General features: G+C 59.9%; 22 protein-coding genes. 7 read left to right on the forward strand and 15 right to left on the reverse strand.

Annotation, left to right across the window (positions count from 1 at the left end; genetic code table 11):
* Window positions 1-70: 70 nt before the first annotated feature.
* Entirely contained in the window at window positions 71-1,018 is a 948-nt protein-coding gene (gene meaB / locus EPN96_05145; protein TAL17468.1) for a methylmalonyl Co-A mutase-associated GTPase MeaB, read from the forward strand.
* 18 nt (window positions 1,019-1,036) lie between these two features.
* Here meaB and EPN96_05150 read toward each other — a convergent pair whose 3' ends face one another.
* The 11 genes from EPN96_05150 to iorA all read right to left on the reverse strand — a co-directional run bounded on the left by EPN96_05150 (window position 1,037) and on the right by iorA (window position 13,855).
* Complete coding sequence (locus EPN96_05150) at window positions 1,037-1,813, reverse strand: dienelactone hydrolase family protein (protein TAL17469.1); 777 nt, start codon at window positions 1,811-1,813, stop codon at window positions 1,037-1,039.
* 767 nt (window positions 1,814-2,580) lie between these two features.
* Entirely contained in the window at window positions 2,581-3,465 is an 885-nt protein-coding gene (locus tag EPN96_05155; protein TAL17470.1) for a universal stress protein, read from the reverse strand.
* Between the two features lie 349 nt (window positions 3,466-3,814).
* Window positions 3,815-5,092, reverse strand: a complete 1,278-nt coding sequence (locus EPN96_05160) for a phenylacetate--CoA ligase (protein TAL17471.1) — start codon at window positions 5,090-5,092, stop codon at window positions 3,815-3,817.
* Window positions 5,093-5,245: 153 nt separating this feature from the next.
* Window positions 5,246-5,974: an ABC transporter ATP-binding protein gene (locus tag EPN96_05165; GenBank protein ID TAL17472.1), complete on the reverse strand. Its 729-nt coding sequence runs from the start codon at window positions 5,972-5,974 to the stop codon at window positions 5,246-5,248.
* A gap of 190 nt (window positions 5,975-6,164) precedes the next feature.
* On the reverse strand, window positions 6,165-6,935 hold the full coding sequence (locus EPN96_05170) for an ABC transporter ATP-binding protein (GenBank protein TAL17473.1): 771 nt from the start codon (window positions 6,933-6,935) through the stop codon (window positions 6,165-6,167).
* Window positions 6,932-7,927 (reverse strand): branched-chain amino acid ABC transporter permease, encoded by a 996-nt coding sequence (locus EPN96_05175; protein TAL17474.1) that lies wholly within the window; start codon window positions 7,925-7,927, stop codon window positions 6,932-6,934. The genes EPN96_05170 and EPN96_05175 overlap by 4 nt, the downstream gene beginning before the upstream one ends.
* Window positions 7,928-8,809 carry a branched-chain amino acid ABC transporter permease gene (locus EPN96_05180; GenBank protein ID TAL17475.1) on the reverse strand — a complete coding sequence of 294 codons (882 nt, stop codon included), beginning with the start codon at window positions 8,807-8,809 and terminating at the stop codon, window positions 7,928-7,930.
* 18 nt (window positions 8,810-8,827) lie between these two features.
* On the reverse strand, window positions 8,828-9,976 hold the full coding sequence (locus tag EPN96_05185; protein TAL17476.1) for an ABC transporter substrate-binding protein: 1,149 nt from the start codon (window positions 9,974-9,976) through the stop codon (window positions 8,828-8,830).
* A 106-nt stretch (window positions 9,977-10,082) separates the two neighbouring features.
* Entirely contained in the window at window positions 10,083-11,234 is a 1,152-nt protein-coding gene (locus EPN96_05190; protein TAL17477.1) for an ABC transporter substrate-binding protein, read from the reverse strand.
* A gap of 255 nt (window positions 11,235-11,489) precedes the next feature.
* Window positions 11,490-12,068 (reverse strand): indolepyruvate oxidoreductase subunit beta, encoded by a 579-nt coding sequence (locus EPN96_05195; protein TAL17478.1) that lies wholly within the window; start codon window positions 12,066-12,068, stop codon window positions 11,490-11,492.
* A 29-nt stretch (window positions 12,069-12,097) separates the two neighbouring features.
* Window positions 12,098-13,855: an indolepyruvate ferredoxin oxidoreductase subunit alpha gene (gene iorA, locus EPN96_05200; GenBank protein ID TAL17479.1), complete on the reverse strand. Its 1,758-nt coding sequence runs from the start codon at window positions 13,853-13,855 to the stop codon at window positions 12,098-12,100.
* Window positions 13,856-14,066: 211 nt separating this feature from the next.
* On the opposite strand from iorA, the gene EPN96_05205 reads away from it, so the two are divergent.
* Window positions 14,067-14,708 carry a radical SAM protein gene (locus EPN96_05205; protein ID TAL17480.1) on the forward strand — a complete coding sequence of 214 codons (642 nt, stop codon included), beginning with the start codon at window positions 14,067-14,069 and terminating at the stop codon, window positions 14,706-14,708.
* Here EPN96_05205 and EPN96_05210 read toward each other — a convergent pair.
* Window positions 14,705-15,676 (reverse strand): RluA family pseudouridine synthase, encoded by a 972-nt coding sequence (locus EPN96_05210; protein TAL17481.1) that lies wholly within the window; start codon window positions 15,674-15,676, stop codon window positions 14,705-14,707. The genes EPN96_05205 and EPN96_05210 overlap by 4 nt on opposite strands.
* Before the next feature lie 149 nt (window positions 15,677-15,825).
* On the opposite strand from EPN96_05210, the gene EPN96_05215 reads away from it, so the two are divergent.
* Together EPN96_05215 and EPN96_05220 are read left to right on the forward strand one after the other, a co-directional pair.
* On the forward strand, window positions 15,826-16,923 hold the full coding sequence (locus EPN96_05215) for a PilT/PilU family type 4a pilus ATPase (protein ID TAL17523.1): 1,098 nt from the start codon (window positions 15,826-15,828) through the stop codon (window positions 16,921-16,923).
* A 2-nt stretch (window positions 16,924-16,925) separates the two neighbouring features.
* Window positions 16,926-17,495 carry a hypothetical protein gene (locus EPN96_05220; GenBank protein ID TAL17482.1) on the forward strand — a complete coding sequence of 190 codons (570 nt, stop codon included), beginning with the start codon at window positions 16,926-16,928 and terminating at the stop codon, window positions 17,493-17,495.
* An 18-nt stretch (window positions 17,496-17,513) separates the two neighbouring features.
* Here EPN96_05220 and EPN96_05225 read toward each other — a convergent pair whose 3' ends face one another.
* Window positions 17,514-18,650, reverse strand: coding sequence for a J domain-containing protein (locus tag EPN96_05225; protein ID TAL17483.1), 1,137 nt, complete (start codon window positions 18,648-18,650; stop codon window positions 17,514-17,516).
* A gap of 338 nt (window positions 18,651-18,988) precedes the next feature.
* A complete protein-coding gene (locus EPN96_05230) occupies window positions 18,989-19,810 on the reverse strand; it encodes a diaminopimelate epimerase (protein TAL17484.1) in 822 nt (273 codons plus the stop codon).
* Between the two features lie 275 nt (window positions 19,811-20,085).
* Between EPN96_05230 and EPN96_05235 the strand changes: the two genes are divergently transcribed.
* Entirely contained in the window at window positions 20,086-21,051 is a 966-nt protein-coding gene (locus EPN96_05235) for an RluA family pseudouridine synthase (GenBank protein TAL17524.1), read from the forward strand.
* Here the strand turns inward: EPN96_05235 and EPN96_05240 are convergent.
* Complete coding sequence (locus EPN96_05240; protein TAL17485.1) at window positions 20,960-21,778, reverse strand: DUF3108 domain-containing protein; 819 nt, start codon at window positions 21,776-21,778, stop codon at window positions 20,960-20,962. The two genes, EPN96_05235 and EPN96_05240, sit on opposite strands and share 92 nt — an antisense overlap.
* A 48-nt stretch (window positions 21,779-21,826) precedes the next feature.
* On the opposite strand from EPN96_05240, the gene EPN96_05245 reads away from it, so the two are divergent.
* Together EPN96_05245 and EPN96_05250 are read left to right on the forward strand one after the other, a co-directional pair.
* Complete coding sequence (locus EPN96_05245; protein TAL17486.1) at window positions 21,827-22,495, forward strand: laccase domain-containing protein; 669 nt, start codon at window positions 21,827-21,829, stop codon at window positions 22,493-22,495.
* A gap of 23 nt (window positions 22,496-22,518) precedes the next feature.
* Entirely contained in the window at window positions 22,519-23,157 is a 639-nt protein-coding gene (locus EPN96_05250; protein TAL17525.1) for a dephospho-CoA kinase, read from the forward strand.
* Window positions 23,158-23,350: the final 193 nt, after the last annotated feature.

Here is a 23,350-nt window from a genome sequence, read left to right on the forward strand (position 1 = left end):
ATACGCCAAGACCCGCGCCCGAGAAACGACGCAGCCGTTCGTCGAAAGAGAAAGCCGGGGCGGGAATACGATGAAATACGCGGAAAAAGCGCTCCTCGGCGACCAGCTCGCGGGAGCGAGGCTTATAAGGCTCCTCGAAGAGGGCTACCCCGAGGGCGTCGAGGAGCTGAAGCACCTCTACCCCCATACCGGCAGAGCTTTCATCCTCGGCATCACCGGCCCCCCCGGAGCGGGCAAATCGACCCTGGTCGACAAGATCATAGGCGAGTTCCGCAAAAGGGATATGAAGGTGGGAGTTATCGCGATAGACCCCTCCAGCCCCTTTTCCGGCGGCGCGATACTGGGCGACCGCATAAGGATGCAGCGCCACTCCTCCGACCCCGGCGTCTTTGTCCGCTCGATGGCGACGCGCGGCCATCTCGGCGGCCTCTCGCGGGCTACCTTCGAGGGCACCCTCGTCCTTGACGCGATGGGGTACGACGTTGTGCTTATCGAGACGGTGGGCGTCGGTCAGGACGAGGTGGAGGTGGTGGACCTCGCCCACACCACGGCGGTGGTGAACCTGCCCGGCATGGGCGACGACATACAGGCGATGAAGGCGGGCATTCTCGAAATCGGCGACCTCTTCATCGTCAACAAGGCGGACAAGCCCGGCGCTGACGACGTGGTCCGCCAGCTTACAGTCATGCTTGAGATGCGAAAGAGCGGGGCGGGAGTCTGGGTTCCGCCGGTGCTAAAGACGATCGCCTCGCAGAACGTCGGGATTGAGGAAGTGGTGGACGGCTTTCTGGCCCACCGCGCCTTCATGGAGAAGACGGGGGGACTCGCCGCCAAGATGGAGGAACGCAGGAACCATTTCTTCCGTGAACTGCTCAAGGAAATGGCCTACGAGAAAATTAAGGAAACCCTTACGGGCACAACCTGCTACGAGGAGACCCTCGCGGCCCTCAGAGCCCGGAAAATCGACCCCTATACCGCCGCCGACAGGCTTCTCGCCTCCTTCACCGGGCAAAGATAACCGGCGCGCGCTACGGACTTACATCTCCAGCACTTCCTTGAGGAACATCACCATCTCCGCCCAGGAGCGCTCGTCGGCGGTCTTGTTATAGCCGAGGCTGGGCATGCCCACCGCGTCGGAGGCGGGGTTGGTGAAGCTGTGCTTCGCCTTGCCATAGACGTTGACCTGCCACTCGGCCCCGCTGTCCGCCATCTCCTTCAAAAAGCCGTCGAACTGCGCCGGGGTGATGAAAGTGTCCGCCCCGCCGTGGCAGACCAGCACCTTCGCCTTTATGTTTTTTCCCGCCGGTTCACCCACCGGGGCCAGCGAGCCGTGGAAGCTGACCACTCCGCGAAGATCAAGACCCGCCCGCGCCGCCGTCAGGACCGTCGTTCCCCCGAAACAGTAGCCTATGGCCGCTATCTTGCCGGTATCCACCGAAGGGTCGCCCGTCAGGAAATCCATGCCCGCCTTGAAGCGCGCCATGCCGAGCGCCGGGTTTTTGCCGACTTTCCCCGACATCTCTCCGGCTACCTTGGGGTCGGTGGTGGTCATGCCGTCGCCGTACATGTCCACGGCGAGGGCGACGTAGCCCAGTTCCGCCACCTTGCGCGCGCGCATTTTCGCGTAACCGTTAAGCCCCCACCACTCGTGGACGACCAGCACTCCGGGGCGCTTTCCCGCGCCTTCGGGTTTCGCGAGGTAACCCTTGAGGGTCACGCCATCCGCGGTGTAGGAGACCTCCCGGGTCTCTACCGCTCCGAAGGCAAGAGAAGCACAAAAGACGAGAAGTATAAGGGAAATGAGGGTTCGCATCGCGCTCTCCTTTGACTGGAGATGTGAATTTCAAACAAAAATATTTCCTGCCATGCCTGAAGAGGTTACTGAAAACGGGGCTCGCAGCAGTTTTCAAGAACTTCTTAAAAGTTACTTCCGCGAAGGGGAACTGTCAAAACAGGAGAGAGCCCGGATTTTGGGCAAAAAAAGAGGGGCTCCGTGAGCCCCGAGGGAGGAGTTGCGTATACCGCAACCTGAATATACCTCTTCGCCCTCCTCTCTACAAGTAAAATAAAACGGCGTTATTAAAATAAAAGGTTGATTTTAAGCCGCGTGCCCTTGTGATTATGAGTTACTTTCACAATTACAAAACCTCGTTAGCGCAAGCGAAACACACGCGCTCAATTGCAGTGTGAGGATTTAAAAACGGGGGAGATGTTCGGAAAATTCGCGGTGAGACCATTTCGGCGAAGTCCAGGGAGTCCGCAGGGCGCGTACTGAAAAACAAAGTGGTTTTAATCGGGCGAGTTCACAGGCGCGGTTTTCCGTCTCCGGCGAGGAATCCCACAGCTATGGCGAGTTTTTGCCAACTCCGTCCGGCAAACTATTTCGGCGAAGGGCAAGGAGTCCGCGGGGCGCAGTTTGAAACGCAGTGGTTCTAATCGGCGCGTTCACAGGCGCGGTTTTTCCGCTCCCGGCGAGGAATCCCGCAGCGAGAGGGCGAGACAGTAGCAGCGCTACGGCGAGCCCTTGAGCGAGGACATGACGAAGCCGGGGGCGGAAAGGATGCGCCGGATGGAAGCTTCCTAGGAGACGATCAGCTGGTGGGCGTTGCAGTGGTGGAACAAATGATGACTCACCGAGTCGAAAAACCTCCCGGCGATGTCGCTGACTTCCGGCCGCCCGACGATCACGAAATCGTAGGATTCCTCCTCCCGGACCTTGCAGGCCAGCGCCGCCGCGTCCCCCTCCAGCACCTCGGTGGCTGCGACATGCCCGGATACCGCGAGCTTTTTCACGTACCCCTGCAGCATCTCCTCGCCTTCGCGGTGAGCCTTTTGAAGTGTTTCGTAGCGCTCTTCGGCGCTCATGCCGTCCACCCCGAGTTCCTTGAGGTCGATGGTGTAGAGGAGGGTTACCATTACGGTTTCGGGCGAGTTCAGCTTCTCCAGGAATTTTACGCATCTTTCGGAGACGGGCGATTTGTCCACGGCGCAGAGGACTTTGAGCTTGCCGTCTTTCGCGATGGATTCGGGGGGAGGGCCGTATTGCTTTACCACGAGAATCGGTTTTCGGACCACCCTGATAAGTTCGCTGGAGACGGTGCCGACAAGCACCTCCCAAAGATCGCTGCGCACCTTCGACCCGAGAACGAGAAGATCGTATTTGTTAGCTATCTTGGAGATTGTCCCTTCAGGTCTGCCCTCAAAGATTTTTATTTCGGGGTCGATGCCGATTTTTTTGAGTTTATCGACCCCTTTCCCGACCTCGATCCTCGCCGCCGCCCTTTCGCGCTCCATGAGGGCGCCCGAGACGGGCTCCGGCGCGAGGAGATAGCGGAACCAGCCGGGGTAAAGAGCGTGCGCAAGGGTAATCTCTCCGCCGGTCGCCAAAGCTATCCGGCCCGCCGCCTCCACTCCGGCGAGCGCCTCTTCCGTGCCGTCCACGGGAACGATGATCCTGAGGGGCATGGGTTCCTCCCGGCAAAGGTCACTTACTTCTTTTGAAGTAAGCCAGATTGCTGACAAACTTCGTCTTTTCTCCGATTGACTTCGTCAGGCTCGAAAAACGATCCTCGAAATACCTTCCAGTATTCCTCCGGTCTTTTTTCTCGCCTTCCTCGTTCTCGAAAAAAATACTATGTTTGTCGCAATCTTAAGCCTGTTGACCTGGTGTACCCTTGCTGTTCTGTTTTTGTGTGCGGAAAACTTCTCTTTCGCCACAAATGACTTTGTCAACAGTCTGAAGCTCTTTTGAAGTAAGCCTCACTTTGGAGCCCCGTCAAGGAAACCACGCAAAAGAACCCGAACGGCACAGCCGTCAGACGTTGCGGTTGTCTATTATTCTGCGCGCCTTTATCTCGATGGGCCCGAATTCGCAGGGATCGGCCAATTTCGCGGTGATCTCGATACCGAGCTTCACTTCGAGATTTCGGCGGAATTTATCCAGCCCCTCCTCTGCGCCTTCTCCGGTCAGACCGACCAGGGTGGTGACGGTATCGACGCCCTTTTCGCGGTTTATGATTATGCGGTACTCGGGGAGCCTGCCGAGGGTGCTCAGGAGGACCTCTTCTATCTGGGAGGGGAAGACCTTCGCCCCGCGCATGACGACGATGTCGTCGTTTCTGCCGAGGATCGGGCGCATGCGGGTCCCGGTCCTTCCGCAGGGGCAGCTTCCCGGCATTAGCTGGGTCAGGTCGCCGGTGCGGTAGCGTATCATCGGGAAGGCTTCCTTGGTGAGGGTGGTGACCACCAGTTCGCCCATCTCGCCGGGCGGGACGGGCTGCAGAGTCACCGGGTCGATTATCTCGGCCAGAAAGTGATCCTCGGCGAGGTGGAGGCCGTTCTTTTCCAGGCATTCGCCCGCTACTCCGGGCCCCATTATCTCGGAGAGGCCGTAGTTGTCGGTGGCGGTTATCCCGAGACCGTCTTCCAGTTCCTGACGCACCCGCTCCGACCACGGCTCCGCGCCGAAGAGCCCCCACTTGAGAGAGAGGCTTGCCCTGGGGATGCCGGACCTCTGAATCTCCTCCAGTATCTGGAGCGCGATGGAGGGGGGGCAAAGGAGGGCGGTGGATTTGAAGTCCTGCATTATCTTGATCTGGAGGGGAATTTTAGCGTGGGCCGTGGGAATGACGGAGACCCCGAGCCTCTCGGCGCCGTAGGTCAGCCCGAAACCGCCGGTGAAGAGGCCGTAGGAGAAGGCTATCTGCGCCACGTCGTCCTTTGTTACCCCTCCGGCGACCAGTATGCGCGCGGTGAGGGTCCCCCAGGTCTTCAGGTCGTTGCGAGAATAGCCGACGGCGACGAAGGAGCCGGTGGTGCCGGAGGAGGCGTGGATGCGGACCACGTCCCTAAGAGGCGTGGCGAAGTGGCCGTAGGGGTAGTTGGCGCGAAGGTCCTCCTTGGTGGTGAAGGGCACCCGGGAGAGGTCGGAGAGGCTCTTGATGTCCGTCGGCTCTATCCCGAGGGAGTCGAACTCCTTCCTGTAGAAAGGGACGTGGGCGTAGACGCGGTTGAGCGTCGCCTGGAGCCGTTCAAGCTGGAGATCGGTGAGCTCTTCCCTGTCCAGGCACTCTTTTTCCGGTTCCCAGTACATTTGCCTCTCCTTTTAATGTGCCAAAATTGCCTTAAGCCCCGTTTACTGCGTCGCGTGCTCGCTCAAGGGCTCGCCGTAGCGCTGCTACTGCCTCGCCCTCTCGCTGCGCGGCTCCTTGTGACCGGGGCTCAGAGCAATTTTCACCTCCCGGTTTTACTCGTGCTGTTCTCCGCCGAGGTAAGCGCGCTGCACGTCGCGGTTCACCAGCAGCTCAGCCGCGCTCCCCTCCAGAACCACCTTCCCGGTTTCAAGAACGTAGCCCCGGTCCGCGATCCGAAGGGCCGCTTTGGCGTTCTGCTCGACGAAGAGTATGGTAAGCCCCCTCTCGCGCCGGAGCCCCTCTACGTACTGGAAGATCTCTCGTATCACCTTGGGAGCCAGACCCATCGAGGGCTCGTCGAGAATCAGCACCTTCGGGCGCGACAGGAGCGCCCTTCCGATGGCCAGCATCTGCTGCTCGCCCCCCGAAAGGGTTCCCGCGACCTGCTTTCGCCTCTCGGCGAGGCGGGGGAAGAGTCCGAAGACCTCGTCCACCTCTTTCCTGATCGCCGCCGAGGTCCGGAAATTAAAGCGGTGGTAGGAACCGAGCAGGAGGTTGTCCTCCACCGAAAGCGGCTTGAAGACGCGCCGGCCTTCGGGGACGTGGGCTATCCCCTCGCTTACTATCCTGTCGGGCCGCGAGCCGGTAATCTTCTTCCCGTCGAGAAATATCTCCCCGCTTCCGGGGCGTATTAGGCCGGAGATAGTCGCCAGAAGGGTGGTCTTTCCCGCGCCGTTGGACCCGATGAGGGCCACGATCTCCCTGGGCGCGACGTGAATGGTCGCGTTTCTAAGCGCGTGGACCATCCCGTAAAAGACGTCGAGATTCTTTACCCTTAACAATTTTTACCACCTGACCGGATTAATGCATGGCTGTTTTTCTGTGAATTCAGGAGGTTGCCAAAAACATCGCGAGAAGCCCCGGTTACAAGGAGACGCGGAGCGAGAAGCGAGGCATAACCGGGTGTTAGGCGAGCTTCGAGTGAGCACGCGACGCAGTAAACGGGGCTCGCAGCAGTTTTTGGCATCCTCCTTAGTCCTCGCCCAGATAGGCCGCGATGACTTGTGGATTCTTCTGGACTTCCGCCGGGGTCCCTTCCGCGATGACCTCGCCGAAATTGAGCACCAGAATCATGTCGGAGACGTTCATCACCAGTTCCATGTCGTGCTCGACCATCACCACGGTGATTCCGCCGTCCACTATCTTCCTGACGAGGCTGCCGAGGGCGGAGGTCTCCTTCATGTTTAGCCCTGCGGCGGGCTCGTCGAGAAGGAGCACCTTCGGCCCGGCGGCGAGCGCCCGGGCTATCTCCACGAGGCGAAGGGAGCCGTAGGGGAGCGCCGAAGCGGAGGACTCTATCTTGTCGGCAAGCCCTACGAACTCCAGCCACCTCTGGGCTTCCTCGCGGAGCGCCTTTTCGCGCCCGAAGTAGCGCGGGGTGCGGACAAGGGAATCAAAGAGGGAGTAGCCGCCGTGCAGGTGGCAACCGGTGAGGACGTTGTCCATGATCGACATGTTCTGGAAGACTTCGAGATGCTGGAAAGTCCTCACTATCCCGGCCTTCGCGACCTCGTGGGTCGCCCGCCCGGAGATATCTTTCCCCTCAATGGCTATCGAGCCGGTCTGGGGCTTGTAAAAACCGGTGATGACGTTGAAAAGCGAGGTCTTGCCTGCGCCGTTTGGTCCGATTATGGCGTGAAGGTCGCCCTTTTTCACCGCGAAATCCACCTCCGAGAGGGCGCAAAGGCCGCCGAAGGCGAGGGAGATTCCCTTTCCCGAGAAAAACGCGGACTCCGCGCTCACCCGGCCCCCTCCCGCTTTGAGAAGAGCCCGATGCGCCGGAAGACCTTCACGAACAGGGAGGCAATCCTGTGTATCGCCTCGGCCAGCCCGCCGGGTAAAAAGATCATGCAAAGGACCAGTATCGCTCCGTAGATCACGATGTCGAAATTTTCGACCATGCGCAAAAATTCGGGCAGCGTAGTGAGAAAGAGCGCCCCCGCCAGCGAACCCCAGAGGCTCGCCATGCCGCCGAGCACGACCATCGTCACGAGCTGCACCGAAAAGGGGAAGCCGAAGGTCCCCGGCGAGACGAAGGTGACGTAATGGGCGTACAGGACCCCGGCCACGGCGGCGTAAAGGGCGCTGACCACGAAGATGAAGAGCTTGTACCCAGCGACGTTTATCCCCAGCGCCGAGGCCCCGGCCTCGCTGGTGTGGATGGCCCGTAGCGCCCTGCCGTTTCGCGAAAGCATTATGTGCTGCGAAAGGAGGAAGATGAGAAAGGCTATCCCCCAGATGAGGTAGTAGAACTCCAGGTCTTTTACCGGTTTCCAGCCGAGCATTACGGGCTTGGGTATTCCCGAGAATCCCGAGGGGCCGCCGGTTATGGCGGTGGCCTCGTTGAAGAGTATGTAGACGATGATGCCGAAGCCGAGGGTTCCCATCGCGAGGTAATGGCCCTTCAGCTTCAGGGTCGGCCTCCCGATAAGCCAGGCCACGCCCCCGACGAGAAAGACTGCCGCCGCCGCCGCCCCCAGGAAAGGCCAGCCGTGGGTGGCGGTGAGGATTCCGCTGGTATAGGCGGCAAGGCCGAAAAAGGCGGCGTGGCCGAGCGATATCTGCCCCGCGTAGCCCAAAAGGAGATTGAGGCCGATAGCGAGAATGGAGTTGAGGCCCGCGAAGATAAGCACCGTCAGGTAATAATCGTTCGGCAGCGTTTTGGGCATGACGAGAATGGCCAGGGCGAAAAACATGAGGCCGACAATCCTCCGGCTGAAAAAACCCGGGCCCATCTAGACGCGCTCTCCCATCTTCTTGCCGAAAAGGCCGGAAGGGCGGACGAAGAGGAGTCCGAGGAGGAGGACGAAGGCTATCGCGTCCTTGTAACCTGAGGAGAAGAGCCCCGCGCCGAGCGATTCAATCACGCCAAGGAGCACTCCCCCGGCCACAGCTCCGAAGGGGTTGCCGAGGCCGCCGAGGATGCACCCGGCGAACCCCTTGAGACCCAACAGTATCCCCACGTCGTAGGAGGTGAGGGTTATGGGGGCGAGAATGACGCCCGCTATCGCGCCGGACATCGCCGAAAAAGCGAAGGAGAGGGTCACCATCGTCCCGACGTTTATTCCCATCAGCGAGGCGGCCCTCGCGTCGTAGGAACAGGCCAGCATCGCCTTTCCGGTGATGGTCAGCTCGAAAAACAGCTTCATCGCGATAAGGACGAGAATCGCGGTCCCCACCACCCAGAGGTTCTGGGGGAGTATGGCCGCGTCCAGGAAGAGTATCGGCGAGCCGCCGGTGAAGGGCGGAAGGGAGAAGGTGTCCTTCCCGAAGAGGAGCATGGCCCCTCCCCTAAGAAGGATGGAGATTCCTATGGTGATGATTACGAGGTGTATCGGCGACCGGTGGCGGACGGGCTGTATGGTGAGCCTGTCGATGAGAACTCCTATCGCCGTCACTATGGCCACCGCCGCTACCACGGCGAGCGGCAGGGGGAGCCCCCACCACTGCATGGCGAAAACGGCCAGCATTCCGCCCAGCATGACGAATTCTCCCTGGGCGAAATTGATTATCTCCGTGGTGTTGTAAATGACGGTGAATCCCAGCCCGGCCAGGCCGTACGTGGAACCCACCGTCACACCGGAAATAAGGTATTGAAGAATCTGTCCCTGGGTCACAAAGTTCCTGACTTCTTGCTACTTCATCATCCGCCAGTCGCCGCCGGTGATTTTTACCATAACAAAGGCCTCGTCCGTAAGGCCGTTATGATCCGGGGCGGAGAGATTGAACTCGCCCGCGGTGCCGTAGACCTTCCGGACCTTTTCGAGACCGTCCCTGATTGCGGCGGGCTCTGTGGAACCGGAAATCTTCACCGCTTCGGCTATCAGGAGGACGGCGTCCCGGACGTGGCCGCCGAAGGTGGAGACCTCCTGCTTGAAATTAGTCTCATAATTCTTTTTATATGTCGAGAGAACCTTTTTCTGGGGATGGTCTCCGGCGACCTGGTCCTCGACGATGAGCCTGCCCGCGGGCAGCATCACGCCCTCGGCGCTCTCGGCTCCGGCAAGTTCTATGAATTTCTTCGAGGCCACGCCGTGGCTCATATAGAGGGGGGTCTTAATGCCTAGCTGGACGCGGTTTCTCGTGACGACCGCCGGGCCGGGGTTGGTTCCCCAGCAGACGATCGCCTGCGCGGCGGTGCCCTTTATCTTGGTGAGCTGGGCGGTCATGTCGGTGTCCTTGGGCCCGAAGACCTCGTCGGCGACGATCTCGATTCCCATCTCTTTGGCGATGGACAGAAGCTCTTCGCGGCCTGCCGCGCCGAAGCCGTCGGAGGCGGTGATTATCGCCAGCTTGCTTATGCCGGAACCCTGCGCGTGCTTGTAAATCTTCCTCACGGCGGGCTCGTCGCTGGGCGCGGTCTTGAAGACCCACTTCTTGACCGGCGAGGTGATTTTCTTCGCGGCGGCGCAGGAGACCAGAGGTATCCCCGCCTCCTCGGCCTTGGGAACCACGGCGAGGGTGTTGCCGGTGGTGCTCGGCCCGACGATTACAGCGACCTTGTCCATCTTTACCAGCCGGTCGAAGGCGGTCACCGCCTTTGTCGCGTCGGTCTCGTCGTCGTAGATTATGAACTCTATCTTCGCGCCGTTGATTCCACCGGCGGCGTTGATCGCCTCTTCCACCATTTTCGCTGTGTTTTTCTCAGGCTCCCCTATGAAGGAGGCGGGGCCGGTGGCCGAGAAAATTCCGCCTATCTTTATCGTGTCGGCGGCGTTGGCGGCGGCAAAAATCGCAAGGACGCAAACTCCCGCCAGAAAATACCGGGAAAAATATTTTTTCATTTTTATCCTCCGGAGAAGCGGTATGCGAGAAAGAAAGAGCGCCGGTGCGGGGAACAAAAAAGAATCCGGGAACCCGGCCTGGACCGGGCTCCCGGCGCTTTGACGGTTATTTCTGCATCTGCCAGTTGCCGCCCACGATCTTGACCATTACGAAGGCGTCTTCGTTAAGGCCGTTGTGATCTTCCGGGGAGAGGTTGAATTCTCCAGCGGTGCCGTAGAACTTTTTCACCTTTTCAAGCGCGTCGCGGATGGCGGCGGGCTCGGTGGAATTGGCGAGCTTTATCGCCTCGACCACCAGCATGAGGGAATCGTAGGCGTGGCCGCCGAAGGTCGAGACATCCTGCTTGAAGGTCTCTTCGTAATTCTTCTTGTAGGTGGAGATTACCTTCTTCTGGGGGTGGTCGTCGGCTACCTGGCCCTCGACGATAAGCCTGCCCGCGGGGAGCATTATCCCTTCGGCGTTTTCAGCCCCGGCCAGCTCGATGAACTTCTTCGAGGCCACGCCGTGGCTCATGTAGAGGGGAATGGAGATGCCGAGCTGTACGCGGTTGCGGGCGATGACGGCGGGGCCGGGGTTGGTGCCCCAGCAGATTATCGCCTGCGCGTCGGTGCCCTTTATCTTCGTAAGCTGGGCGGTCATGTCGGTGTCTTTGGGCCCGAAAACCTCGTCGGCGACGATGTCGAGCCCGGCCGTCTTGGCGATCGCGAGAAGCTCCTCGCGTCCGGCGGCTCCGAAAGCGTCGGAAGCGGAGATGATGGCGATTTTGGTTATGCCCGCGCCCTTGGCGTGGTTGTATATGCGCCTGACCGCGAGGTCGTCGCTCTGGGGGCTCTTGAAGACCCACTTTTTGACGGGGGAGACTATCTTTTTGGCGGCGGCGGCGGAAAAGAGGGGTATCTGCGACTCTTCGGCCTTGGGCACGATGGCGAGGGTGCTGCCGGTGGTGCTGGGGCCTATAACCGCGACAACCTGATCTTTTTTGGCGAGGCGGTCGAAGGCGGTGACGGCCTTTGTCGCGTCGGTCTCGTCGTCGTAAACGATGACTTCAACGTTTTTGCCGAGAAGTCCGCCGCTCTTGTTTATCTGCTCTTCCAGCATCTTCGCGGTGTTTTTCTCGGGCTCGCCGAGGAAGGACGCGGGACCGGTGACGGAAAAGATCGCGCCGATGCGAATGGGGTCCGCCGCCAGCGCGGTGGTAGCCGATACGGCCAGAAGCCCGAGTCCCGCACAGAAAATTCTTGAAAGCCTTCCTGTCATTGCTGTCTCCTTTCCAAGGGTTTTCGTTAAACCAAAAAAACTTGCCGCTTTACGGGTCCGGCGCAAAGGCGGAAAAAACCTTCCATTCCCCGCCCCCGCCGCCTTTAAAGCGGCGTTTTAAAAACACCACGAAAATCAGGGGGTCAATCTACCATGAGTCGCATTGACTGGCCAATAATAAATAAAAAGCCCGCAAGCATTGAGAAAAAATGCTGCGGGCCTGGCCTCTTCCGGGAACCGAAAAGTTTTATCAGATCAAACGGCGCTTCTTCCCAGTTCAAAGGCCTTGAGGTTAAGGGCGAGAACCTTCGGGGGGACGCTGCGCTCTACCGCCTTTTTCCACAGCTCTTCCGGTATGGCGTCGAAGAGCCGTGAAAGCGCTCCGACAAGCACGACGTTGGCCGCCCTCTTGTTTCCCGCCTTTTCGGCGAGCTCCCCCGCGTCAACGGCTATGCGCCTCTTGCCGTAGGTTCCCAGCTTCTCCACTACGTCCTCGGGGTATTTCGCGAAGCCCGCCGAGACCGTCGAGGGGTTTATCCTCTCGGTGGCGAAGATTATCACGCCCTCCTCCCTGACGTTGTGGGCGTAGCGCAGGGCCTCCAGCGGCTCGAAACCGACGAGGATGTCGCACTCGCCCTCGGGCACGATGGGCGAGCGTACGTTTTCGCCGATGCGGACGTGGCTGACCACCGAGCCGCCGCGCTGGCTCATGCCGTGAACCTCGCTCTGCTTTATGTCGAGCCCGGCGAGGAGGGCGACTTCGGAGAGGACTTTGCTGGCGAGGAGAACTCCCTGTCCTCCGACGCCGCCGAGCAGGATATTGGTTGTCTTCATATCTTTAAACCATCCTTTACGGTTGGGTTTTAACGAATAATCGCTTCTGCTTTACAGACTTGAGCACAGACCGTGCATCCCGTGCAGAAATTCGGGTCGATGGCCGCGAAGGTTTCTTCCCCCTTTTGCATCATGGAAACGGCGATGCAGCCGACGCCTATGCACCTCTTGCAGCCGGTGCACTTCTCCGCAAGAACCCTCATCGGCTCGCCCTTGACGCGGTACTGGAGGACGCAGGGGTCCTTGGTGATGACGGCCGAGGGCTCGGGCTTTTCCAGCTCTTCCCGGAAGACGGCTTCGAGGGCCTTGAGGTCGTAGGCGCTCACCACGCGGACGTTCTCCGGCTTGACTCCGAGAGCGATGACCAGCTTTTCGAGGTCGATGGCGGGGGACTCGACTCCGGAGACCGAATGGCCGGAGCCGGGGTTCTCCTGCCCGCCGGTCATGGCGGTTATCCGGTTATCCTGTATGGCGACGACGGCATTGCCCCGGTTCCAGATGAGATCGATAAGGCCCGTTACGCCGGAGTGGAAGAAGGTCGAATCGCCGATGACCGCGACCACCTTGTTTTTGTAGTCTTCGGACTCTCCGATTACCTTCGAGATGCCGTGGGCCATCGTTATCGAGGCGCCCATGCAAAGGCAGGTGTGCATCGACTCCAGAGGCGGCAGGGCGGCGAGGGTGTAGCACCCGATGTCCCCGGAGACGAAGACCTTGAGCTTTTTGAGGACCGCGAACACGCCCCGGTGGGAGCAGCCGGGACAGAGCACCGGCGGCCTCACGGGAAGCCCCTCGGCGGGTGCTTTTTTCTTCGGCTCTACGCCGGTGAGAAGGGCGGTCACGCAGGAGGGCTCCAACTCGCCCAGTATCGGGAAGAGGTCCTTGCCGTGGTCTACCCTCACTCCGAGAAGGCGTATCTGCTCTTCAAGGAAGGGGTCGAGCTCCTCGACTACGATAAGCTTCTTTACCTTGGAGGCGAAATCGCGGATGAGTTTCGCGGGGAGGGGCCAGGTCATGCCAAGTTTTAAGAAACTCGCCCCCGGAAGGGCTTCCTTCGCGTACTGGTAGGTAATGCCGGAGGAAATTATGCCGATGTGGGTATCGCCCCACTCGACCCGGTTGAGCGGCGAGGTCTCGGCGAGCTGGGCGATCTTTTTCAGCCTCTCCTCGATTAGCGGGTGCCTCTGCCTCGCGTGGCCGGGAAGCATGACGTATTTTCTGGTGTTGCGGTCGATCTCGCCGGTAGAGGGATATTCCTCCCGCTCGCCAAGCTCGACCACCGACTTGGAGTGCGAGATGCGGGTGGTGGTGCGAAAGAGGACCGGGGTGTCGAAAGCCTCCGAGATGTCTAAGGCGGCCTTAAGAAAATCCTTGGCCTCCTGCGAATCGGAGGGCTCCAGCATCGGCAGCTTGGCGAATTTGGCGAAGTTGCGGTTGTCCTGCTCGTTCTGGCTGGAGTGCAGGTTCGGGTCGTCGGCGCTGATCAGCACGAGGCCGCCTTTTACGCCGGTGTAGACGGCGGTGAAGAGCGGGTCGGCGGCGACGTTCACCCCGACGTGCTTCATCGAGACGAGGGTGCGCGCGCCCGCCATCGAAGCGCCCACCCCGCATTCGAGGGCGGTCTTTTCGTTCGGCGACCACTGGGAATAGATCTCGCCGGGGTACCTGGCGGAAATGGTTTCAAGTATCTCGGTCGAGGGCGTGCCGGGGTAGGCGGCGGCGAAGGTGACTCCCGCCTCGTACGCGCCTCGCGCTATCGCTTCGTTTCCGGAAAGAACCTCTTTCATTTCAACTCCTTGCAAGGGAGAACCTTGCTTGCTCTCTCACTCGCTGGCACCGGAGGGCGTGGGAACGAAAACCCTTGCCTGAACCGTCTAATATGACTAAACCGGGAAATAGTCGCCTGAAACGGCGAAAAATGCAACCCCCCGGCCTTCAATTAACCCCCTGGGAAAGGGCGCGTTGCCGGGGACGCCGGGTTTATGCTACTTTCGGGGGATGCAGACACTCTTTTTGTGCGAAATCTTCCTCTCCATACAGGGCGAATCCCACTTTGCCGGGTACCCCTGCGCCTTCGTCCGCCTCTCGGGGTGCAATCTCGAATGCTCTTTTTGCGACACCCGCTACGCCTTCGGGGAAGGGGAGGAGCTTCCCGTCGAAGAGGTGGCCCGAAGGGCGCTCGAACTAAAGGCCCCCTACGTCGAGGTGACGGGAGGAGAGCCCCTCCTACAGCCCGGAACGCCGGAGCTGCTGCGCCTTCTGGTGCGGGGCGGCGCGAAGGTGCTACTCGAAACCAACGGCAGCCTTCCCCTTGACGAGGTGCCGGAGGAGGTCCACGTCATCATGGACCTGAAAACCCCCGGCTCGGGGATGGCGGACAGGAACCTGTGGGAGAACCTCGAAAGGCTCAAGGGAGAGGACGAGGTAAAGATCGTCCTCACCTCGGAGGAGGACTACCTCTGGGCTCTTGAAGTTATCAGAAACCGGATCGCGGGGCGCTGCCGGGTCAGCCTCTCGCCGGTGGTCGAAACCCTGCCCCCCGCGCTCCTCGCCGAATGGATGGTGCGCGACAGGCTCGACGCCCGCCTCCAGTTACAGCTTCACAGAATCATCTGGCCGGAGCGGGAACGCGGGGTTTAACACCTCTTCTTTTTCAGCACCGAAACAACTCCGAAGAGCGCCTTTGCGATTCTCTCGAAATCCTCGGGTATGGGGGAGCATATCTCCATCTCCGCGCCGCTGGCGGGGTGGTTGAAGGCGACCTTGTAGGCGTGGAGCATCTGACGCGGTATCTCAAGCTCCTCCTCGCCTATCCTCACCCTCGGAGCGCCGCCGTAGAGGGCGTCGCCCAGTATCGGAAAGCCCCTCGCGGAGAGCTGCAACCGTATCTGGTGCATCCTGCCGGTCTTGGGGCGGCATTCGACGAGGGCGCAGCCGTTGGCCACGGCGAGGGTGGTGAAGGAGGTCTCCGTCCGCATCCCGCCGCTTGCGACCGAGGCCACCCTTCCGCCGGGAACCTCCTTGATGTGGCGCACGTCGTCGAATTTTTCCGGCGGCTTGCCCGAGACTATGGCGAAATAGGTCTTGTCCACCATCCTCTTGCGGAATTCCTCAAGAATGCTTCTCGTCGCCTCGTCGTTTATCCCGAAGAGGAGAACGCCGGTGGTGTCCTTGTCGAGGCGGTGGAGGAGCTTTAGCTTCGCTCCGTAAGCCTTCTTTGCGAGAAGCTCCGCCGTGAGCCTACCGGGGTCCATTGTGACGCCGGAGGGGATGAAGGAGGGCTTGTCTACGGCCAGAAAGTGCTCGTCGCGGTAGAGAAGCTTTATCTCCGGCGGCTTTCTCTTTTCCTCGGGGGGATCGAAGCGCACCTCTATCCTCTCGCCGGGGACGACCTCGTGGGAGGCCATTATCTCGATCTTTCCGTTCACCGAGACCTTCGACTGGTCGATCAGCTTTTTCGCCTGTTTCCTGCTGAGGCCGTCAAAAACGCCGATCATGTAGATGTCGAGGCGCTGCCCCCCCTCCCTCGGGCCGACAATCTCTCTTTTGAGGCGCGGATCGCCCTTTGAACTTTTTTCACTTCTTTTCGCCATCGTTTTTGCCGCCATCTTTCTTTAGCGACTCCCGCACTTTTGCGTCCGCCGGGAGCAATCAGTAAAATTATCGTCTATTTCGTTTGGGACGATTGAAATACCCGCCCAATTCCGTATGATGAAGGGTGACGACTTTTCAGGCAATCACCCCCGAGGAGAAGCAGATGGACAAGGACGTCTTTCACAAAATACTCACACTCGCCCACCAGTCGCACGCCAGCGATATTCATTTCAAGGTCGGCGCCCCCATACTCCTTCGCGTCAACGGCCAGCTCATGGAGGCCAAGAGCCCTGTGCTTTCAAAGGACGACACGGTTTCGATAGCCGAGACGATACTCGAAGACATCTACCCGCCGGTAAACCCCAAGGAGCTTCGCGAGTGGGACGGCTCCTACTCTCTGGCGGGGGTGAGCCGCTTTCGAGTAAACATCTACAAGCAGAGAAACTCCCTCGCCCTCGTCCTTCGCACCATCCCCTTCGACATCCCCACCGTGGAAGCGCTCGGGCTGCCGCCGGTCCTTAAAAAGATAGCCGAGGAGGAGCGCGGACTGGTCCTCGTCACCGGCGTCACCGGCTGCGGAAAATCCTCTACCCTCGCTGCGATGATAAACCACGTCAACGAGAACCGCAAATGCCACATCCTCACCATCGAGGATCCGATCGAGTTCATGCACAAAAACAAGAAGGCGTCGATAAGCCAGCGCGAGATAGGCCTCGACACCGCCGATTTCAACATAGCCCTTCGCGCCGCGCTCCGTCAGGACCCGGACATAATCCTCGTCGGCGAGATGCGCGACACCGAGACGATAGACACAGCCCTTCGCGCCTCCGAGACCGGACACCTCGTCTTCTCCACCGTGCATACCACCGACGCCCAGAAGACCATCAACCGCCTCATCGGCGTCTTCCCGGCCGAGAAGCAGTCCCTCGTGCGCCTTCGCCTCGCCGAGAACCTCGTCGCCACGATAAGCCAGCGCCTCGTCCCCCTCAAGGAGGGCAAGGGAAGGCTTCCCGTCTGCGAGATACTCAGGATGACCAAGACCGTGGAGGAGTGCATCAAGGACCCTATGAAGACTTTCCACATGAAGGACGTGCTGGAGCAGGGCCACGACACCTACCAGACCCAGTCCTTCGACCAGGCGGTTATGTGGCTCTTCAAGGACAACAAGATATCCTACGAGACCGCGATCTCCGCCGCCACCAACCCCAGCGACTTCGAGCGCCAGGTCATGCTAGACACCGGCGGGGTAAGGCCGGAGTAAAAATGGACGCGGGTGAAATCCTGTACGCAAAAAACCGCGAGGAATGGCGCGGCTGGCTGGAGGCGAATCACCGGACGAAAAACGAAATCTGGCTGCTGAACTATAAAAAACACACCGGCAAGCCAAGCGTTCCATATACTGACGCGGTTGAAGAGGCGATCTGCTTCGGCTGGATTGACGGGAAGGTAAAGAGCCTCGACGAAGAAAAATACATCCAGCGCTACACCCCTCGGAAATCAAAAAGTTCCTGGTCCGAGATCAACATCGAAAGAGCGGAGAAAATGATCTCGGAAAAAAAGATGTCGGACCGGGGTCTTGAGACGTACAGGGAGGGGATGAAGTTAAACAACATCGTCCCCTCAAGCAAAAGCTTCTCCCTTCCCCCCGGCCTCGGGGAAGCGTTGGCCGAAAATCCTGAGGCCCTGAGTAATTTCAATGGATTCGCCCCCTCGTCGCAACTGGCGTTCGTCTACTGGGTCAACACTGCAAAAACACCGGAGACCCGCCGGAAGAGAATCGCAAAAACCGTGGAGCTTTCCGCGCAAAACAAGAAGTTCGGGGAAGAGAAGTAAAAATACGCCCCGCCTTTCCTACCCTCCGATCTTGTCCTTTACCCAGTCTTTCCAGCCTTTGGAGGAGGCGACTTTTTCGGTTTCGGCTTTGGGGAAGGTGGCGAGAAGCTCTTCGAGCTGCTTTTTGTGGGTCTTTGAGAGCCCCGCGGGGGTGCGGACGAAGACGTGGAGGTAGAGGTCGCCCCTAGCGTGCTTGCGGTGGAGCATGGGGATTCCGCGCCCCTTTATCTTCCGCATCTCGCCCGACTGGACGCCCTCTTCAAACTTTATCTTCACCGGTTCGCCCTCGGGCCCTTCGGTCTCAATCTGCCCGCCCTTAAGGGCGGTTAAAAGATCTATGTAGAGGGGGCCGTAGAGGTCGAGTCCGCGCCTGTCGAAGCGGTCGTTCTCCTCTTCGTGGAGCGAGATGTAGAGATCGCCCGGCATTCCCTCTGGTATCTGCTCGCCTTCGCCTTCGAGGCGGATTCTCTGCCCCGTCTCGATGCCGGGAGGGAAATCGACGTTCACCACCTTCTCTATCCTCGTCATTCCCCCGCCCTTGCACTCCTCGCAGGGTTTTTTTATCTTTTTGCCGTGGCCGTTGCATTCGGAGCAGGGGCCGGAGGTCTGGAAGGTTGCGAAACCCTGACGAATGACGCGGGTGACCGACCCCCTGCCTTTGCAGACGGCGCACACCTCCACGTCTTCCGGGGTCGCCGCGCCGCTGCCGTGGCACTCGGGGCAGGGGGCGGGCTTTTTTACCTTAATCTTGCGCGAGCCGCCCTCTATGACCTCTTTTAAATTGACGGAAATCTCGTGGTGGAGGTCCCTGCCGCGCCGCTGCCTTCCCTGCCCGCCGCCGAAACCCATCTGGCCGAAGATGTCTCCGAAGATATCGCCGAAGGCGCTGAAGATGTCGGAAGAGTCGCCGAAACCGTGGTGCATCCCCTTCTGGTTGAGCCCCTCGACGCCGTGGAGATCGTACATCTGGCGCTTCTGGCTGTCGGAGAGGACCTCGTAGGCCTCGGCGCACTTTTTGAAAGCCTCCTCGGCCTCGCTGTCGCCGGGGTTGCGGTCGGGGTGGTACTTCATCGCCTGCTTGCGGTAGGCCTTTTTTATCTCGTCGGCGGTACAGCTCCGCTCGACCCCGAGAATCTCGTAATAATCCATCGCCATTTCGTAGCGCCTGCAAATGTCAAGGGTGGACGGGCGAAAACCGCCCGGAAGGATGTGTTTAAATAAGGATTATTTGGCTATATGTCAAGCCGTTGCGAAAATTCCGGGGATTTTAACAGGAATTGGAGCGTCAAAAGGCAGTTTGTTCTTTAACCTCCGGCAAACTATTTCGGCGACCCGCCTTCGCTAAAGCTACGGCGCGGCAAGGCGCATTTACCGGCGCGTTTTTCCGTTTCCGGCGAGGAATCCCGCAGCGAGAGGGCGAGGCAGTAGCAGCGCTACGGCGAGCTCTTGAGCGAGGACATGACGACGCCGGGGGCGGAAATAACGCGCCGGATTTAGAGGTAAAATTCGCCTTCAAAGACAGTTGCAGCCGGCCCGGTCATGAATACATGGTTCGACTCCGCCTCCCAGTTTATCTTCAGCGTCCCGCCGTCGAGGATCACCTCCGATTCCCTTTCAGCCCTCCCGGTCCAGAAGGCGGCTACCGCCGTGGCGCAGGCCCCGGTGCCGCAGGCCAGCGTCTGCCCCGAGCCGCGCTCCCAGACGCGCATGCGAAGGCGCGTGCGGGAAAGCGCCTCCACAAATTCGACGTTGGTGCGTCGGGGGAAGAAGGGGTGGTTTTCTATCTGCGGCCCCATTTCGGCCACGGGGTATCTTTCGGCGTCGTCCACGAAGATTACGGCGTGGGGGTTGCCCATCGAAACGCAGGTAACGAGGACGCTGGTGTCGCCGAGGAGGAGGGGGTACTCCTTCACCACGCCGTCGGCGTCCACGGGTATCCGGCGGCCTTCAAGCTCCGGCTCGCCCATGTCCACCTCGACGAGGTCGCCGTAGAGCTTGCAGACCTGGAGTCCCGCGAGGGTCTCCACCCTTGCCTCGTCGCCGGTTATGAGGCCGTTGTCCTTTAGGTAGAGGGCGAAGCAGCGTATCCCGTTCCCGCACATCTCCACCTGGGAGCCGTCGGCGTTTATTATCTCCATCCTGTAATCGGCGACCTCCGAATCCCGGAGGAGGAGCACCTGATCGCACCCTATCCCGAAATGACGATCGGCGAGTCTTTGCGCCAGCTCCGTCCAGTTTCCCGGATCGCTTTCGCGGCAGTCCACGAGTACGAAGTCGTTTCCGAGGCCGTGCATTTTGGTGAATTTGAGCTTCATCCGTTCCTTTCCCGAAATTTCATGGCGGCTTGACCAGAAAATCTTACTGGTCGATACTTAACATCCATGACTCTGTTGAAAAACGTCGTGAGAAGCCACGGTTTCAAGGAGACGCGGAGCGAGAGGGCGAGACAGAGCAGCGCTACGGCGAGCCCTTGAGCGAGCGCGCGACGCCGAAAACGGGGCTCGCAACAGTTTTTCAAGATCATTCTATACTTTCGCGGGAAATTATTGAAATCCCTTTGAGGGCGGTAAAATTGGAAAAACGTCAGATAATCGAAATAACCGCCCAGGCGGACTACCCGCGCCTCGACAGCTTTCTCGCCGGGGAACGCCCCGAGCTCAGCCGCTCCCGCATTCACAAGCTAATAGCCGGGGGGCTGGTAACCTTTGGGGGCAGGGTTCTTCGCCCCTCGCGAAAAGTCGCGCGCGGCGAGACCTTCCGCGTCGAGCTGCCGGAGCCGGAGCCCTCCTCCGCCCTTCCCGAGGAGCTGGCCCTCGACGTTCTCTACGAGGACGAGGATATCATCGCCATCGCCAAGCCGAGGGGGCTGGTGGTCCACCCCTCGCCGGGCCACCCCTCGGGCACGGTGGTCAACGCCCTTCTGCACCGCGTGGGGGACCTCTCCGGCATAGGGGGGGTGCTCCGGCCGGGTATCGTCCACCGCCTCGACAAGGACACCAGCGGCGTCCTTCTGGTGGCTAAAAACGACGCGGCGCACCGCTCCTTGCAGGAGAAGTTCAAGAGCCGGGAGATGGAGAAGGTCTACCTCGCCGTGGTGCTGGGAAATCTCTCGGGGGAAGGGGTCATCGACGCGCCGATAGGCAGGCACCCCGCCGACCGCAAGAAGATGGCGGTAAACGCACCCCGCTCGCGAAGCGCCCTGACCCGGTGGAAGGCCCTGATTCCGCTGAAAGGGGCGACTCTGCTTGAGGTCGTTATCGAGACCGGGAGAACTCACCAGATAAGGGTTCATCTGGCCTCGACGGGCCATCCGGTGGTTGGAGACCCGCTCTACGGGGGCGTAAAAAGGGCGAAGGGGATAGCGGACTATGAAGCCAGGAGGAGGCTTTCTTCCGAAAAGATGCAGGCGCTTCACGCCTGGAAGCTCTCTTTTCGCCACCCCTCGGACGGCAGGGAGATAACCCTTACCGCGCCTCTTCCTTCAGAGCTGGCAGCTCTGATACGGGCTCTTGGTGGGGAAGGGTGGCCCCTTGAAGACCCGAAAGAAGCGCGGTAAAGGAGCCGACCGAAACCTCGCTCAGTATCTTCACCATCAGGCGGCGGTCGTCGTCGGAAAACCAGATATACATGTGGGCGTCGGGGCTCTTGCCGAAAATCCCCTTTATCCCCTTCATCTGGGGCTCTACCTTGACCGTTTTGAATTCGCCCAGCGGGGTCTTCACCTTCTCCCGGCCGAGGACTTTAAGGGTGCCGTCAACGACGCTCTTGCCGTCCGCTATCTTGAAGGGAAAAGTCCGCCCCTCTTCGGGGAGGGTGACGAGGCGGAAATAATAGATCATCGAGAGGGGGTCGCGGACATCGGGGGGAATCTCAAGGGTTTTCTTCAGCTTCCCGTCCTTGTAGTACTTTGACTCTGCGCCCGCGAACTCCACCCGCCGCTCAACCTCGTCGCCCCACCCTTCCTTGCCGGAGGTGGTGAAGAGAGTGGAACCGAAATCGGCGGGATTTATGTTGGATTCGTATTTCACGTTCAGGGGGTAAAGGATGCCGACGCCGGAATTGGTCTTGGCGATGGCGTTGAAACGAATCTGTCCGGACTCGCCGGATTTTACGGTAAGCTTCGCGGTGCCCGCCGCCACTCCCGACCAGCTTACGTCGTACCTGGCCTCCTCCCCGATGAAAGAGGCGGCCTTTTCCTCCGGCGCTGAACAAAACGCTTCTGGGGCCGGGAAAAAAGCTGTAAAAAGAATGAGAGCGAAGATGAGGATATTTCTTTGGAGCATCGGACAATAATACACAAATCCGGATGGTTTGAAATAGAGGGGGTTGTCATGGCGCCGGTTCTCGCCGGTTTTTCGGGGCTGGTCCACGGCTTCACCACGCGCTCCTTCGGCGATTTCAAGGCTCCCGGCATTCCCGAAACCCTCGCCCGCGGCGAGAAGATGAACCGGCTTCGCCTGCTCCGGCAGGTTCACGGGGTACGTCTCGTCTCGCCTTTCGACGAGGAAAAGAAGCCCTCGGCGGACGGCTGGACGGGCGTACCCCCCGCCGGAATCCTCCTCGGAGTGAAGACCGCGGACTGCCTTTCCGTGCTTCTCTATGATGAAACCAGCGGCATCACCGCAGCGGTGCATGCGGGGTGGCGAAGCGCCGTCGCGGGGATTTGCGCTATTGCGGTCAGGGAAATGGAGAGGGAGAGCGCGCGGCCATCGTCGATTGTCGCCGCCCTCGGCCCCTCCATCGGACCCTGCTGCTTCGAGGTCGGCCCCGAGGTCGCCCTCGCGGGGGCGAAACGGCCAGAGTGTTTCCGTGCTGGCGAAGCCGGCAAATTCTTCTTCGACCTTCCGGGCTACTGCGCCGGGGAGCTCTCCGAGGCGGGGCTTTCGCCGGGCAATATCTCCACCCTCGGCCTCTGCACCAGATGCGAAGAAAAGCTGTTCTTTTCTCACCGCAGGGGCGACGCGGGGAGGATGTGCTCCTATATCGGGAGGCTTCGATGATACGCCGGATGCCCGAAACCCCCATAAAGCGGGTCGGCCTGACCGGCTCCATAGCCACCGGCAAGTCTCTCGCGGCCTCCTTCTTCGAGGAGCTCGGAGTCACCGTCATAGACGCCGATCTGCTCGCGAGGAAGGTAGTGGAACCGGGAACCCCGGCGCTTGGCGAGATTGTGAAGAGGTTCGGCCCCAAAGTCCTTCTGAAGGACGGCTCTCTCGACAGGGCTGCCCTCGGGAAGCTGATTTTCCCGGACGAAAAGGCCCGGAGCGACCTGAACGCCATTATCCACCCGCGGGTGGCGAGGGAAGCCGAACTGGAGTTTTCCCGCGCTTTCGCGGCCGACCCGGATTCCTTCGTGGTATACAACGTACCCCTCCTCTACGAGACCGGGATGGAGAAGGGTTTCGATCTCGTCGTGGTTGTAGTGGCCAGCCCCTCGACGCAGCTCGAAAGGCTCACCACCCGCGACGGTTTTACGCTTTTTGAAGCGCGCGAAAGAATCGCGTCACAGATGGACATTTTCAAGAAGGCGGGGCTTGCCGGGGCGGTGCTCGAAAACGAAGGCTCGGTGGAGGAGCTCCGGCTGCAGGTCGCCGCGCTCGCGGCCGCCATACGCGGCCACAATGACAAAACGCGAAAAGACTTGACAAATCGCCATTCTTAACGATACTTAGAATCACACGAAAAATTTAGCCCTGCCTCAAGCATTTTCCACGCCTCGCATTTTGGGTAATTGAAAATACAACTTACAGCCGTCCACAAGTCTCAATTTACCGCAGACTTCTGATAAAAAACCGGAGCCGCAAACTCCTTGCAAATGCTTGTCCTCCAACCAGATTCAACCCTTTAAACCCACA

The organism is bacterium (assembly GCA_004322275.1).
Classification (GTDB): domain Bacteria; phylum Desulfobacterota; class Deferrisomatia; order Deferrisomatales; family BM512; genus SCTA01.

Coding starts and splice junctions, on each gene's coding strand:
- iorA (TAL17479.1), bottom strand. CDS start 13,855: ATGAAAGAGGTTCTTTCCGGAAACGAAGCGATAGCGCGAGGCGCGTAC.
- EPN96_05155 (TAL17470.1), bottom strand. CDS start 3,465: ATGCCCCTCAGGATCATCGTTCCCGTGGACGGCACGGAAGAGGCGCTC.
- EPN96_05225 (TAL17483.1), bottom strand. CDS start 18,650: ATGGCGATGGATTATTACGAGATTCTCGGGGTCGAGCGGAGCTGTACC.
- EPN96_05245 (TAL17486.1), top strand. CDS start 21,827: ATGGCGCCGGTTCTCGCCGGTTTTTCGGGGCTGGTCCACGGCTTCACC.
- EPN96_05215 (TAL17523.1), top strand. CDS start 15,826: ATGGACAAGGACGTCTTTCACAAAATACTCACACTCGCCCACCAGTCG.
- EPN96_05185 (TAL17476.1), bottom strand. CDS start 9,976: ATGAAAAAATATTTTTCCCGGTATTTTCTGGCGGGAGTTTGCGTCCTT.
- EPN96_05210 (TAL17481.1), bottom strand. CDS start 15,676: ATGGCGGCAAAAACGATGGCGAAAAGAAGTGAAAAAAGTTCAAAGGGC.
- EPN96_05190 (TAL17477.1), bottom strand. CDS start 11,234: ATGACAGGAAGGCTTTCAAGAATTTTCTGTGCGGGACTCGGGCTTCTG.
- EPN96_05150 (TAL17469.1), bottom strand. CDS start 1,813: ATGCGAACCCTCATTTCCCTTATACTTCTCGTCTTTTGTGCTTCTCTT.
- EPN96_05160 (TAL17471.1), bottom strand. CDS start 5,092: ATGTACTGGGAACCGGAAAAAGAGTGCCTGGACAGGGAAGAGCTCACC.
- EPN96_05205 (TAL17480.1), top strand. CDS start 14,067: ATGCAGACACTCTTTTTGTGCGAAATCTTCCTCTCCATACAGGGCGAA.
- meaB (TAL17468.1), top strand. CDS start 71: ATGAAATACGCGGAAAAAGCGCTCCTCGGCGACCAGCTCGCGGGAGCG.
- EPN96_05230 (TAL17484.1), bottom strand. CDS start 19,810: ATGAAGCTCAAATTCACCAAAATGCACGGCCTCGGAAACGACTTCGTA.
- EPN96_05240 (TAL17485.1), bottom strand. CDS start 21,778: ATGCTCCAAAGAAATATCCTCATCTTCGCTCTCATTCTTTTTACAGCT.
- EPN96_05220 (TAL17482.1), top strand. CDS start 16,926: ATGGACGCGGGTGAAATCCTGTACGCAAAAAACCGCGAGGAATGGCGC.
- EPN96_05175 (TAL17474.1), bottom strand. CDS start 7,927: ATGGGCCCGGGTTTTTTCAGCCGGAGGATTGTCGGCCTCATGTTTTTC.
- EPN96_05195 (TAL17478.1), bottom strand. CDS start 12,068: ATGAAGACAACCAATATCCTGCTCGGCGGCGTCGGAGGACAGGGAGTT.